Annotated in this window: 13 protein-coding genes and 1 pseudogene; 8 read left to right on the forward strand and 6 right to left on the reverse strand. The window is 70.7% G+C overall.

What is annotated here, in order from left to right; all coding sequences use genetic code 11:
- Positions 1 to 153: 153 nt before the first annotated feature.
- Positions 154 to 735 (reverse strand): site-specific integrase, encoded by a 582-nt coding sequence (locus IE264_RS33200; protein WP_032760602.1) that lies wholly within the window; start codon positions 733 to 735, stop codon positions 154 to 156.
- A 154-nt stretch (positions 736 to 889) separates the two neighbouring features.
- Positions 890 to 2,094, reverse strand: a protein-coding gene (locus tag IE264_RS33205) for an IS3 family transposase (protein ID WP_106960069.1) whose coding sequence is annotated in 2 segments (ribosomal slippage) — positions 890 to 1,803 and positions 1,803 to 2,094 — 1,206 coding nt in all. Because the reading frame shifts where the segments join, the coding sequence is not laid out codon by codon here.
- Between the two features lie 416 nt (positions 2,095 to 2,510).
- Between IE264_RS33205 and IE264_RS33210 the strand changes: the two genes are divergently transcribed.
- The 3 genes and pseudogenes from IE264_RS33210 to IE264_RS33220 form a co-directional block, all read left to right on the forward strand.
- Entirely contained in the window at positions 2,511 to 4,163 is a 1,653-nt protein-coding gene (locus tag IE264_RS33210) for a PP2C family protein-serine/threonine phosphatase (RefSeq protein WP_032760600.1), read from the forward strand.
- A gap of 91 nt (positions 4,164 to 4,254) precedes the next feature.
- Positions 4,255 to 5,064 carry an SAM-dependent methyltransferase gene (locus IE264_RS33215; RefSeq protein ID WP_032760598.1) on the forward strand — a complete coding sequence of 270 codons (810 nt, stop codon included), beginning with the start codon at positions 4,255 to 4,257 and terminating at the stop codon, positions 5,062 to 5,064.
- Positions 5,065 to 5,118: 54 nt separating this feature from the next.
- Positions 5,119 to 5,352, forward strand: a pseudogene (locus tag IE264_RS33220) (DUF6207 family protein); the annotation flags it as partial.
- Between the two features lie 20 nt (positions 5,353 to 5,372).
- Here the strand turns inward: IE264_RS33220 and IE264_RS33225 are convergent.
- The gene (locus tag IE264_RS33225) at positions 5,373 to 5,960 is read right to left on the reverse strand and encodes an SUKH-4 family immunity protein (protein ID WP_032760596.1); all 588 of its coding nucleotides are present in this window, start codon (positions 5,958 to 5,960) and stop codon (positions 5,373 to 5,375) included.
- Between the two features lie 316 nt (positions 5,961 to 6,276).
- On the opposite strand from IE264_RS33225, the gene IE264_RS33230 reads away from it, so the two are divergent.
- The 5 genes from IE264_RS33230 (at position 6,277) to IE264_RS33250 (ending at position 11,710) form a co-directional block, all read left to right on the forward strand.
- Positions 6,277 to 6,516 carry a hypothetical protein gene (locus tag IE264_RS33230; RefSeq protein ID WP_158706598.1) on the forward strand — a complete coding sequence of 80 codons (240 nt, stop codon included), beginning with the start codon at positions 6,277 to 6,279 and terminating at the stop codon, positions 6,514 to 6,516.
- Positions 6,517 to 7,084: 568 nt separating this feature from the next.
- Positions 7,085 to 8,578, forward strand: coding sequence for a prenyltransferase/squalene oxidase repeat-containing protein (locus IE264_RS33235; RefSeq protein WP_190167749.1), 1,494 nt, complete (start codon positions 7,085 to 7,087; stop codon positions 8,576 to 8,578).
- Between the two features lie 47 nt (positions 8,579 to 8,625).
- Positions 8,626 to 9,315 (forward strand): polyprenyl diphosphate synthase, encoded by a 690-nt coding sequence (gene uppS / locus IE264_RS33240; RefSeq protein WP_229887879.1) that lies wholly within the window; start codon positions 8,626 to 8,628, stop codon positions 9,313 to 9,315.
- Positions 9,312 to 10,346, forward strand: a complete 1,035-nt coding sequence (locus IE264_RS33245) for a terpene synthase family protein (protein WP_032760593.1) — start codon at positions 9,312 to 9,314, stop codon at positions 10,344 to 10,346. Before uppS ends, IE264_RS33245 begins: the two co-directional genes overlap by 4 nt.
- 5 nt (positions 10,347 to 10,351) lie before the next feature.
- On the forward strand, positions 10,352 to 11,710 hold the full coding sequence (locus IE264_RS33250; RefSeq protein WP_032760592.1) for a protoporphyrinogen/coproporphyrinogen oxidase: 1,359 nt from the start codon (positions 10,352 to 10,354) through the stop codon (positions 11,708 to 11,710).
- 8 nt (positions 11,711 to 11,718) lie between these two features.
- On the opposite strand, the gene IE264_RS33255 is transcribed toward IE264_RS33250, so the two are convergent.
- The 3 genes from IE264_RS33255 to IE264_RS33265 all read right to left on the reverse strand — a co-directional run.
- Positions 11,719 to 12,441 carry a carbon-nitrogen hydrolase family protein gene (locus IE264_RS33255; protein ID WP_032760591.1) on the reverse strand — a complete coding sequence of 241 codons (723 nt, stop codon included), beginning with the start codon at positions 12,439 to 12,441 and terminating at the stop codon, positions 11,719 to 11,721.
- 94 nt (positions 12,442 to 12,535) lie between these two features.
- Positions 12,536 to 12,850: a cupin domain-containing protein gene (locus tag IE264_RS33260; protein ID WP_015613134.1), complete on the reverse strand. Its 315-nt coding sequence runs from the start codon at positions 12,848 to 12,850 to the stop codon at positions 12,536 to 12,538.
- Between the two features lie 172 nt (positions 12,851 to 13,022).
- On the reverse strand, positions 13,023 to 13,352 hold a 330-nt coding region (locus tag IE264_RS33265), incomplete at its 5' end, for a TetR-like C-terminal domain-containing protein (RefSeq protein ID WP_190167750.1).

Raw genomic sequence — 13,352 nt, forward strand, 5'->3', positions numbered from 1 at the left:
CCTGACCAGGGGATTTCCCTGGCAGGCGCCCTTCGTTGCGCACGTTGGACCCCTGGGTCGAATTACGAGGCTACTCCCGATATCTCCCACCGCTGTCCCACCTCTGAACAGCTGTTCCGGGGCATTTCCGGGCCAAGGTCCGCCCCGGGCGCCCTACGCACCGCTCTCCGGCACCCACCGCCGCATCGACTCCTCTATCAACGTGTTGGCGTGGTTGCGCGCCTCAGCCAGGAACTTGGCGTAGTAGCGGAAGAGAACCTGGATGCTCTGCCCCGCTCTGCGCGCACACTCCGCAGGGTCGACGCCGGAGGCGAGCCAGAACGAGATTCCCGCATGGCGCAGGTCGTAGGGGCGCTTCGCCAGCGCAAGAGCGTGCTCGTCAAGGGTGAGTGTGGCCTCACGTGCCCGTCGCCATGTGATGCCGTACGCCGCAGCCTCGATGTAGTTTCCCGCCGCGTTGCGAAACAAACGTCCGTCAGGCGCGACACCGAAGCGTTCTATGTGCTCGCGCAGCATGCGGACGAGTACGGGCGGGATGGGCACCGGACGCGTGGCCTTGGCGGCCCGTCGCCTCAGTGAGTGGATCTCGTGGACGGCGCCGTCGTTCGTCCACGCCTTGCCGGCCGCCACGACACCGCCCTTGAGGTTGAGAAGACCCCACCCGCTGGCCGGCAGGCGGCACTGGGCCTGCTGCAGGTGGATGACCTCAGCGGGGCGCATGGCGGCGTAGTACATGCAGCCAAAGAATGCATAGAGGTGCGGGCCACCTGCGCCGGGTTAGGCACGCAATCTGGATCGACCTCGTCAGCAACCGTCGGAGCAGACCACCGAAGGCCGGTGAGTGGATTCGCGTTGAAGTAGGGCCTTGACCCCGAATCCTGAACACGGGTTATGCGGCTCGTGCCAGCGTAGTTGGTGTGCGGTAGAAGGCGTTCTCGAAGGCGATCGGTGATCGTTGCCCGAGGTGGGAGTGTCGGCGTCGGGTGTTGTAGCGGTTGAGCCATCGGAACGCGTCGAGGCGGGCCTCACGCTGGTTCGGCCAGCTCTTTCGTCCTTGCAGGGTCTCGCGTTTGAAGGTCGCGTTGAAGGACTCGGCGAGTGCGTTGTCCGCGCTGGACCCGACAGCGCTCATGCTCCTGCGCACCCCTGCTGACCTGCAGGCTTCGGCGAAGGCCCTGCTCGTGTACTGAGCTCCGTGATCGGTGTGCATGATCGATTCGGCCAGGCTGCCGCGGGTGCGGACCGCTTCGGCCAGGGCGTCGGTCACAAGATCCGTGCGCATGTGGTCGGCGATCGCCCAGCCGGCGAGACGGCGGGAGGCGAGGTCGATGACGGTCGCCAGGTAGCAGAGCTTCCCGCCATCGAGGGGCAGGTAGGTGATGTCGCCGACGTACTTCGTGTTCGGAGCCGTGGCGGTGAAGTCGCGGCCGATCAGGTCCGGCGCCTTGGCCGCCGCCGGGTCGGCGACGGTGGTGCGGTGCCGACGGCGCAACCGGACCCCTTCGATGCCGAACGCCCGCATGATCCTGGCGACGCGCTTGTGGTTGAGTGCCTCTCCGCTTGTCTCGCGGAGTTCGGCGGTGATTCGCGGGGCTCCGTACGTGCCGTCCGAGTCCTGGTGCACCGCCCGTATCAGGGCGGCCAGCCTCGCGTCGGCCGCCTGCCGGGCGGCCCGGTCCGCTGCTGTCCGGCGCCAGTAGTAGAAGCTCGAGCGGCTGATGCCGAGGATGCTGCACAGCCGCTTCACGCCGTAGCGGCGGTGGAGGTCGGCGACGAACTGGAAGCGGTTCACCAGCGCGTCTCCCCGGCGAAATACTTCGCCGCTTTGCGGAGGATCTCGCGTTCCTCCTCCAGCTCACGGACCTTCTTCCTCAAGGCCGCGTTCTCAGCCTCCAGCGGGGTCGGCGGCTGGGCCGGTTCCTGCGTCCGGCGTCCCCGCGGACGGCTTGCTCCTGCGGCCCTCACCCAGTTCCGCAGCGTCTCCGGATTGATCCCCAGATCAGCGGCGACCGATCTGATCGTCGCTTCGGGCCGCGACTCGTACAGCGCGACCGCGTCCGCCTTGAACTCCGGCGGGTAGTTCTTCATGACCACGAGATGTCCGTCCTCAGATCCTCAGGATCCAGTGTCTCGTGTGTCCAACATCAGGGGTCAAGGCCCGCCAGGCTGTGTCCCCAGAGCCCGCACGCAGTTCCGTTCTGAGGGAGCCCCGGTCGCACTCGGGGGCGTGTCCTCGCTTCCGGCTGCCTGGGCCTGCCCCCGCGAGCGCGCTCTGGGGCCGACGGTACGTACCCGTGGTGCCGTCGGCCGCTGGAGGCACGGTGGTCGCGCGGAGCACCTGGGTGTGCTGATGTCCGGGATGCGAGGGATCATCGGAGAATGAGTGGTGATGATCCACTGGCGCCGTCTGGAGGGCGGGGCGGGCGGAGCCGATCGGAGACGGCCGCAGGCGGTGCCATGCCGCCGGCCTGGTCCTCGGGCTCGTCGGACCGGCGGCGGAGGGGACGGCCGTGAACCAGGAACGTCTCCTCAGGCGGTACCAGGCGCTTATGGGGGCCGTGCCGCAGTCGGTGTGGGTGATGTCGCCCGGCGGCATAGTCACCGTGTTGTCCGGGGGCGGGATCGCCGAGAAGCTGTGGACTCCCGGCGCTGACACCTCGTGGATGGATGCCGTGCATCCCAAGGACCGGGACTGGTTCCAGCGGGCGTGGCGCAGGGCCACGCGGCAGCGGTCCCCTCTCGACACGATCGTCAGGGTGCGGGTCGACGGTGCCGTCGACCGTTTCCGCCACGTCAAGATCATCGCTGCGCCCGTTGTCGACGAGGACGGTGAAGTGGAGTTTGTTGGAACGGCTACCGACGCGGAGGAGCACTGGCGCGGCCGGATGCGGGAGAAGTTGCTGGCGCGTATGGCGGCGGTGCCCGCGGCCCGCGATCTTTCGGAGGCTTTTCTGACGACGGCGGCGGCTGTTGTGCCCGAGCTCGCTGATGCGGTGGCCATCTTCCGTGTCGTGGACGGCGTCGAGGCCGGTGTGCGGCCTTCCGGGGTACCGGCCGCGGCGTCGCAGGAGCGTGTGGGGCTTGCCCCCGGGCTGCCTTCCCTGCCCCCGCTGGACGCCGATTTCGTGCTGGGTCCGGTCGCCCAGCGGGCGATCGAGAGCCAGGAGGCCCGGCTGTTGGTCTTCCCGCCCGACGGGCCTCCCGGGGACGGGCTTTCGGACGTTTCCGTGCGGTGGCTGCGGGAGGCCGGGGCGACGGGTGTGGCGTTGGTGCCCGTGGTGGTGGACGGCCGGACCGTCGCTCTGGCGACGATTGCGACCTGCCGGGGCAACCCGCCCCCGGACGAGGCAGACCTCTCGCTGCTGCGGGACGTCTTCCAGCAGATGAGCGGGCCGCTGCGCCGGACGATGGAGTTGCAGAGCATCCGTGGCAAGGCGCTTGCGCTGCAGCAGTCGTTCCTGGCGGCGCCGCCGTCCATCGACGGTCTTACGATCACCGCGCTCTACCATCCGGCGGACTCGGCGGCGGAGGTCGGCGGGGACTGGTACGACGCCGTCCGGCTCTCCGACGACGCCCTCGCCCTGTCCATCGGTGACATCGCGGGGCACGACCTCGACGCGGCCATGGCAATGGGACGGGTCAACAGCATCCTGAGGGGACTCGCGTACGACAGCGGCCCGGCCGCCAGCCCTGCGGTGACTCTGAGCCGACTCGACCGCATCGTGCAGGCGCTCGACAGCCCGTCGATGGTCACAGCGGTGCACGCGGTCCTGCGCCAGCAGACAGACGGCGGCTGGCACATCGCCCTGTCCAACGCCGGCCATCCGCCGCCCCTCCTGATCCCGGCGGACGCGCCGTCGCGGTACCTGCACGGCCTCACGGCCCCGGACCCGCCCCTGTGCGTCACCGACGACCTCACCCGCACCACCCTCCACGCCGACCTGCGGGAGGGCGACACCCTGGTGTTCTACACCGACGGGCTGGTGGAGACGCCGGACACGGACATCGGTGACAACCTGCTGCGGCTGCGGACACGCTCCGACGCGCTGGCCCGCCGGGACCTGCCGCTGCACTCCGTGATCCGCGGCCTTCTGCCGCCTCTCCACCACCGCCGGGACGACATCGCCATCATCGCCCTGCAAGCCGGGCCGGCGGACTCATGACCCCGCCCGTATCGACCACCTCATCGTTTGCGCCAGGAACAGCGCCTCTATACCGTCGAGAAGGCCCGTCCCCGGACGAAAGAGGCTCTGCATGAACACGCCGAACGACCGTCAGAGCGGGCTGGCAACCACACGGGCCCACTCCGCCCGGGTGTACGACTACATCCTGGGCGGCAAGGACCATTACCCGGTGGATGTGGAAGCAGGCGACGCCATGGCCCGGCACTGGCCCGCCCTGCCCGTACACATGCTGGAAAACCGCCGGTTCATGCACCGCGCCGCCCGCTTCCTGGCAGAGGAACGGGGCATCCGCCAGTTCCTCGACATCGGAACCGGCCTGCCGACGTCGCCGAACCTGCACGAGATCGTGCAGGAGGTGGCCCCGGAATCGCACGTGGTCTACGTCGACAACGACCCCATCGTCCTCGCTCACGCCCGCGCCCTCCTACAGAGTTCACCCGAGGGCGCAACCGCCTACGTGGACGCGAACATGCACGACCCCGACGCCATCCTCGACAGCCAGGAGTTCCGGGAGCTGATCGACTTGAGCCAGCCCGTCGGCCTCATGGTGATCGGCATCATGCACTTCATCCTGCCCCCGGACGACCGGCGCCTGGTCCAACGCCTGCTGGACCCGCTGCCGTCCGGCAGCTACCTGGCGATGACCATCGGCACCGCAGACTTCGCGCCAGAGGAGGTCAACCGGGTCGCCCAGGAGTACCGCCAGCAAGGCATGCCCTTCGTCCTGCGCGAACTCGCCACAGCCACCTCGCACTTCGACGGGCTGGAACTGCAGGACCCGGGGGTCACCCAGGTCCACTCCTGGCGGCCCGGACCGGAACAGAACGGCATCGACGGCCGCGACATCGCCATGTACGGGGCAGTCGCCAGAAAGCCCTGAGCGTCCGCGGCGTCGACCGGGTATGGATTCCGTCATCGCCGCCGCCACGTCAGCGAGCCCGGGCTCGTCGCACTCGGCATCACCGCCGACGACGAGGAGAGCGCCCTGGCCCTGATGGATGGGCTGCAACAGCTCTGGGCCGCCTCCGGCATCACCGAGATCCGCGCGGCCCCGCCCACCCCCGGCGTCCGCGTCAGGGTGCACGCGGGCATCCGGCGCACCAACCCCGGCAGCCAAGCCAGCCTGCCCCAGGACGAGGAGCAACCGCTCGCGACAGCGGACCAGTGAGGGCTGGATCAAGGGCAAGCTTAGGTATAAACGCCACCTTCGAGATTGTCGAACAGTTCAACCCATTCGCTGTACTCATGGTTGAACGGCAGCGGGTCCACCAGGCGGATCGCGTCGTGGATGGCGTCGACCTCCCGCTTCCGTCGAGCGTATTCCACGTCCTCGTCGTCCTCGGCATCGTCGCGCGTGTAGTTCTCGACATACCCGACGAATGAGCTGATGGTCTTAGCCAGGGAGGACACATCCGCATGAACGGGAATCGCTTCCATTGACGCGTCGGCGTACTGGTAGACGATTCCTGTAGCCGGGTCTATGACTACGGCGTTGATGGGGAAATTCCCAATCTTGACCAGAGCCTGAACCCCATCAGGGAATTTCCAGCCTTGCGATTCCTGCACGGAGCAGCCCCAGATGTAACCGCTATCAAATTCTGTGGGGAGACCGAAGGAGAGCCCATAGTCTTCGGCGGATGGAATCCCTATCTCAGTGAAGAAGTCGAATGTCTCCGCAGTAAATCCGTAGCGGTCTGCGGTCTCGACCGGCAGTCGATGAACGTTTTCCTCACCGACTGCGTCCGCCAGTACGCCGCGGTCGATCTCAAACAGCATGTTCTAGCCTCGCTTACCTTTCCTGGCGGCTTCCATTGCCGCCCCGTCCGACTCGGTCATCATGGTGCCGAGGCCGTGTTTATTGTGCCAATCTTCCAAGCTCGCCCTGCTGGACGTAGGTATCGAAGACGTTGCTGAGCGCGGAGGTGGACGGGTCGACGGTCACCGGGTAGCGGGTCTTCGGGTCTGCGAGGAATCCGGCGTCCGGGGTCGGGGACCTTCAGGACGGCCTGGTGAATGGCGTCGGTGATGGTCATCCCGAGCCGGATCCGTCAGGAAGGAGTTGCCCTTGGTGATGCCCGATAGGCTCGCCGTCATGAGCGACGACCTTCACCAGCAACTTGCCGACTACGACCGGGCGGTGGGTATCGCCGGTTCCACCTACCCGGAGATTTCCCGAGATGAGCGCGGGGCCCGCGAGCTGGCGGGGCGCGCGCTGGCGCTGCACGCCCCCAGCGATCGGACGTCCCCGACCTGTCAGGGATGTGACGGTGGTCCGTGGCCCTGCTCGGCCGTCCAGGGTGCGATCAAGTACGCCGACCCTCGGTACAACTGACGACTGGGTTCCAAGCCGGGTGCTGTGTCCCCCTCCACCGTCAAGGCGCCCGCCCGGTAGACCCGCTCATGCCGCTGCGCCCCGGAACTCTCTTCCGGGGCGCAGCGGCGGTCGTTCAGGAGGCGGTGACGCCCCATCCGGGGTCCTGGTCCTGTCGGGCGGTGCGCGGGTTCGGCGTGGTGGTCATGGCCGGAGCGTACGCCCGGCAGACCGCCGGAAAACAGTCCCGTACCACCTTGCCTGCCGGACCTTCTCGCCGCCCAGCGCTGGTCTGGTGCCTACGTTCCGCTGGCTGGTAGGCCCGGCGTGGCTCACCCCTCACCCCCAATGTGAGCACCTGTTCTATTGGATACACGTTCGGGTGCTGTCGGGGCTCTACGCCTTCCCTCCTCCGCTCTCAGCCGTTCTCTGTGGGAGATAGCAGCGATGGGTGGAAAGGAACCGGGCGATGCGGACGAGGGAGGCCGGGGCTGTTCCCTGGCCGACAGAGCTGTTCCCCACTGGCCTCGTGGGGGTGCAGCATCGGATGGTTTCCGCCTTGGCGGCCAGGGTCGGGGCGGATGGTGCGGTGCGTGATCCGTGCGGCAGCCGGGTCCTGGAGTCGGCCTTGGCCGCCGCTCTGCTGGAGCGCACGGGCGCTTTGCCGGGGCACATGCCGTCCGTTGCCGCCCCCGATGCCGGCGCCGCCGCGCGCGGGTTCCTCCGCTCGCGGATGGCTGCCGGTGAAGTCGGGGGTGCGGAGGGTGTGCTGGCTGCCGCGGTGCTGGAGCGGCGGGCCGTCGCCTCGGCCGACCTGTGCGTCAGGGAGGTGACCGGTACGGCGCCCGACTTCACGGCCCGGCGCAAGCAGGCACTGGTCCCCGCGTTCGCGGCGGCCGTCGACGAAAGGTTCCTGCCCTCCTGGGACGAGGCCGCGTTCGACCTGTCGGGGCTGCACAGCTGGGCCGCAGTGCAGGTGACCGCGAGCAAGGTGATCCTCGCCCGGGCCACCGGGAACACCGCCCGGATCAGCGACGAGGACGTACGGCTGCTGCTGGACACGCAGGGCCGGCCGCACCTGTGGGAGGGCAACGTCCTCATCCACCTGTCCGTCCTGCACGCCCTGTCGGGGCTGCCCGGCACCACGGCGACCGTCCTGGAGGGTCTTCAGCGCGTCCTCGGACACCAGCGCCCCGACGGAGGGTTCCCGTTCGTGACGGACACCGACACCTGGTGCTCCGCCACGGCAGGCGTCGCGCTGGCGGCCTCGGGCGCTCCGCAGGACGTGCTGGACCGGATCGCGGCCCACCTCGTCGACCGCCAGCTGCCGGGCGGCGGCTGGTCCTACACCGACCTCGCGTACCAGGCGGACGTCGACGACACGTCCGTCGCCGTGCAGTTCCTCCACTCCCTGGACCCCGCGCGGTACCGGGGGCCGGTCACGCGAGGGATGGACTCGATGGTCGCGGTGGCCTCGCCGGACGGCGGCTACCCCACCTATGTGGCCGGGGCACCTTCCGAGGCCTGCATGACCGCCGCTGTCGTGGACGCGCTCACCGTCCGGCCGGCGGACAACGCGGACCGCGTCCGTGCCGGGCTTCGCCACCTCGCAGCCCGGCAGCGCGCCGACGGCTCCTTCCCTCCCGACTGGAGCAGCAGCCGCCTCCACACCGTCTTCCGGGTGCTGCTGGCGGCCTCGCTCCACCCCCGGGAACAGCCCGCCGAAGTGCGCCGGATGGCCGAGCGGAGCATGCGTCTGGTGCTCACCCGGCAGAACGGCGACGGCGGCTGGGGTCAGCAGGACGGGGAGGCGAGCGACGTCATCAGCACCGCGTACGGGCTGATCGCCGTGTGCGGCCAGGACGACCCTCGGCCCGCGGCGGCCGCAGCGGCCTTCCTTGTCGCGGCCGAGCGCGACGGAAGCGTCCGGGGTGCGCGCCCCGACTCCATCGGCCCGCGCCCCTTCGTCTTCACCGTTCCCGTCCTGGCGGACATCTTCACCGTGCTGGCCCTCGGGCACCTCGCGCACCGGACCGCCCCGGTGGGCGACGTCTCCGGCAAGCGGCTGGCGGGCGTCCGATGAGCGGGGCCGTCAGGCATGCACCCGGTGAGTGTCCGCCGAGCGGACCCGTGCCCCGGCACCTGGGGATCGTCCCGGACGGCAACCGGCGCTGGGCCCGGCAGCGCGGGGTCCCGGCCCGGGAGGGATATCAGCGCGGGGCCGACCGGACCGTCGAGGTGGTGCGGTGGTGCGAGGAGGCGGGGGTGGAGACGGTCACCATCTGGGCGCTCTCCCAGGACAACGCCGCCAAACGGCAGGAGCTGCCCGTGATGGTGGAAGGGATCACCGCCCTCATGGGCGGCCTCACGGCCGCAGGGGCGTGGGACGTCAACGTCCTGGGCTCGCCCGAGCACCTGGACGCCCTCGGGCCGGCGGGCCTCTCCGGCCGGTCCCGGCGCGCAGCGGTGGGTGCGTCCGGCGACGGGTACGGGTGCGGCGACCGGCTGCGGGTCAACCTCGCGGTGGCGTACGACGGGCGGGAGGAGATCGTGGCCGCCGCCCTCGCCGTACTCGCCGAGAGCGGGGCCGACGGCCTGGACAGTGCGGCGATCGGCCGCCGACTGGAGCGCTGGGGGCAGCCGGACTGCGACCTGATCCTGCGGACCTCCGGCGAGCAGCGCCTCTCCGGCTTCCTGCTGTGGCAGAGCCTCACCGCCGAACTGCACTTCAGCCCGGAGCAGTGGCCGGACTTCGACCGGGCCGCCTTCGACGCCATGCTCGCCTCGTTCGCCGGCCGTGAACGCAGGTTCGGGGCATGACGGGCGGCGGGCAGGTTCGGCGGACGACGGGCGGCGGCACGGACACCCCGTACGCGCTGGCGGCGTACTCCCACCGGCATCTCCTGCGGCTCTCCCCGGCGGCCGGCGACCACCCGGCGGCCGAGGAGCTGGAGGCGGACGTACGGTCCTGGGCGACGGGCCGCGGCCTGAGCGCCCCGGGCGACGACGGCCTGGCACGCCGCAGGATCGGCCGCCTGGTGGGCCGGTGCATGCCCGGCGCGCCCGTCGCCGTGGCCCGGCTCACCGCGCGCTACCTGGCGTGGGTGTTCCACTTCGACGACACGGTCGCCGAGCACGCCGACCGGCTGGCCGTGCACCGGGCGTCGGACCCGCCCGGCATCCTGCTCTCCGGCCGCCTACCCGCCGGGGCGCCCGCCTGCGCCCATCTCACCTCCCTGGTCTCCGTACACGAGGCCGTCGTGGCCGCGGGCGGCACCGCACTGCTACCGCTCCTCGCCGACGGGCTGCGGCGGTACGTCGAGAACTGCGCGCGGGAGACACCCTGGCGGGCCACAGGGACTCCCCCGACGCTGGCCGAGTATCTGGCCCAGCGCGTCCACACATCGGGCGGCCACCCGATGTACCTGCACCTGCTGGCCCCGGGCATGCCCGGGGGCCGCGACCCGCAGACCGGCCCGCCTAACGCACCACTGACCGCCCCGCTGACCGGCCTGGCTGAACTCGCCTTCCTGATCGGCGGACTCGCCAACGACCTGCTCGGCCACGCCGCCGAACAGCGCCGGGGCGACCCGGTGAACGCCGTCACCGTCCTCGCGCACGAGTACGGGCTGCCCGTGCCGGAGGCGTACCGGGCCGTGGTCGTCCTGCACGCCGGCCACCAGCACCGCTTCGACGCCGCGTGCGCCGGGCTGCTGGCCGATGCCACGCTCCCCGCGGCCCAACGGCGGTTCGTGCACGCCGTCATGGGCTGGGTGGCGGGAAGCGCCGCGGCCGTCGAGCCCTACTGGCACCAGCTGCTCGCCACAGAACCGACCCAAGGAACAGGCTGATCACCGTGGAGACCCGCCGCCCCACCGCCACCGCCACCGCCGTCGTCGTCGGAGCCGGAATCGCCGGGCTCACCGCCGCCTGGCGTCTGCGCCAGGCCGGCCTGGTGGTCCGCGTCCTGGAACGGGAGCCGATGGCCGGCGGCCGTATGCGGACCGTCGACCACGACGGCTTCCGCATCGAACTCGGCGCCAGCATCCTCGGCCGCAACTACACCGGCATGCTCCGCCTCATCGAGGAGCTGGGCCTGTCCCACCAGTTCGGCCCCTCCAGCACCCTGTGCGGCTTCGACCGCGACAACACCGTCCACCGCCTGCGCACCGACTCCCGGGCCGACCTGCTCCGCACCCGGCTGATCGGCCCCCGTACCAAGGCGGCGGTATTCCGTGCCCTCCCGAACTTCCTGGCCCACCGCAAGCGCCTGGACTGGGACACCATGGACCGGAACACCTACCTCGACACCCTCAGCGCCACCCAGTACGCCCGGCGGCACCTCACCCAGGAGGCGATCGACCACCTCTGCGAGCCGCTCTTCGGCGGAGGCATCGTCCTGGCCTCCCCGGACCGCATGGCGGCCGCCGACATGCTCTTCTACACGGCGAAGCTGCTCGTCCCGCACTTCAACAGCCCGCAGGGCGTCGGGCTGCTCACCCGCACCCTGGCCGAGCGCCTCGGCGTGGAGCTGAACACCCGGGTCACCGCCGTCCGCCGACGGGCCGACGGGCTCTCCGTCACCTGGCAAGGCGGGGACGGGGAGCAGCGCACGGAGCAGGCCGACGCCGTTGTCGTGGCCGTCCCAGCCCCACAGGTGCCGGGCATCCTGCCCGACCTGTCGCCCCCGGACCGCGACTACCTCTCCTCCCTCCCCTACTCGCGAGCCCTGATCGTTTCCCTCGGCCTCGAACGCCCGCCATCGGAAAAGGCCTTCGCGCTCTTCCTCGCCCAGCGGACGCACCCCGCGCTGGTCGGCGTCGAACTCCACCACAACAAGATCCCCGGCCGGGTCGACGGCAGCCGCGGGCTCGTCACCCTCCACCCCCGGCAGGAGTTCACCGACCGCTGGTGGGACGCCGACGACCGCACCGTCACCGAACGGGCCGTCACCGCGGCCGCCGCCGTCTTCCCGGGCCTCCGCGAGACCGTCCTGACCAGCCACGTCAGCCGCCAGGACCCCGCTCTCGTCGTCCGCCCGCCCGGCGGCTACGCGGAGCTGCGCGCCTTCAACGCCCGCCGGCGCACCACCGACCCCCGCCTCCAGCTCGCGGGAGACTACTTCGGGCCCTCCAGCACCTACGGCGCGCTGCGTTCGGGGGAACAGGCCGCCGCCCGCATCCTGAACCACCTGCCCGCCGGGCGCCCGAGGTAGCCGACGGATCAGCTGTCGAGGGCGACCTCCGCGGTGACCACCATCGGCGTACGGTCGTCCGCCTCGGCGAGGAGTGCGCCGCCCGGGGCCCAGATCGCGGCCCGGCCGCAGCCGGTCCACGGGCCGGAGGGGCCCACGTGGTTGGCGAGGGCGACGAAGAGGTCCGTGTCCTCGGCGATACGGGGGTAGATGGTCGCCCGTTGGGCGATGCCGTCGCCCGTTCCGTACAGCGTGGAGGCGAGGTAGACCTCGCAGCCGTCCGCCGCCGCCCGGGCGGGCAGGTCGGGGAAGTGGCTGTCGTAGCAGGTGGCCAGGGCGAAGCGGAGGCCGCCGAGTTCGAACCGCCCGTCCCGGTCGCCGGGTGCGAACACTGCGGTCTCCTGGTCGTGGAGGTGCTGCTTGAGGTAGGTGGCGAGCAGCGCGCCGTCGGGGCCGTAGACGAACGTGCCGATGGCGGGGCGTGTGCCCGGGCCGCCGGTCGTCACCGCGCAGTTGACGACCGTGGCGATCCCGCTCGACCGGAGGGCGTCCAGCCGCGGATCGTCCGCGTTCACCTGGAGGCCGGGATCGTCGGAGAGCGCTCCGAGTTCGTACCCGGTGAGGGCGAGCTCGGGGAGCACGAGCAGCTCGGCCCCCTGGTCGCGCGCCTGCCCGGCGAGGGCGGCGAACCGGCGGACGTTGGCGGGGATGTCCGCCGGGACGGAGGTGAGCTGGGCTGCGGCTATCTTCATCGGCAGAGCTTGCCACGGGGGCCTCTCTTTTCAGGGGGCCGACTTGTCCCAGGGGGCTGGCTGTCCAAGGGCCCTCTCTCCGTGGCCTTACCGCCTACCGTGCGAGGGCCTCGGTCGCCTCCACGATGACCAGCGTGCCCTTGCTGCCGGGGCGGACCGCGTGGGCGGTGCCCGCTGCCACCACGTACATCTCGCCGGGCCCCACCGTCACCGCCGCCCCCTCCACGTCCAGTTCGAGCAGACCGTCGAGCACCAGCAGGACCTCGGGCTCCGCGTGCCGCTCCTCCTCGACCGGCAGCTCGTCCATGCGCAGGACCTTGACCTCGGCCGCCCCCACCCGGCCGAGCACCGTGGAGCTCCACGCCCGGGGCAGGACAGCCGCCGCTTCCGACACCTTGACCACGCTCATCGCACACACCTCTCGGCGGACCCCCTCGCCGCCGGAGAACTCGCAGGTGACGAAGTGGTCCGCGCATCAGGATCAACGGATATACGGACGCTATCCGGGGCGGGGCGGTGGGTGGTCGACCGTTCGGTAAAGACCTGGGGAATCACCACGTCATGTACGGGCGGCCGCCTTCTCAGTACCCCGGCGCCCCCAGCGCCCGCAGCACATGGGCCACGAGGTCGGCGATCGTCTCCTCGTCCTGGACCGGTTTGCGCAGGACGTGGCAGTAGTAGACGGGGCCGTACAGCATCTCCACCGCCAGCGGGAGGTTCGCACCCGGCGGGATCTGGCCCTGGTCCTGGGCGCTGCGCAGCCGGGCCACCGCCTCCTCCACCCGCGGGTCCACCAGCTGGTCCTTCAGCGCCTGCGCGAGGACGTCGTCGTGGTGGAGCTCGGAGAGGATACCCCCGTACGCCGGGCCGAAGGGCGGTACGGAGAGCAGCCGCACCGCGCCGGCGACATG

Source organism: Streptomyces microflavus, assembly GCF_014650075.1.
Classification (GTDB): domain Bacteria; phylum Actinomycetota; class Actinomycetes; order Streptomycetales; family Streptomycetaceae; genus Streptomyces; species Streptomyces microflavus.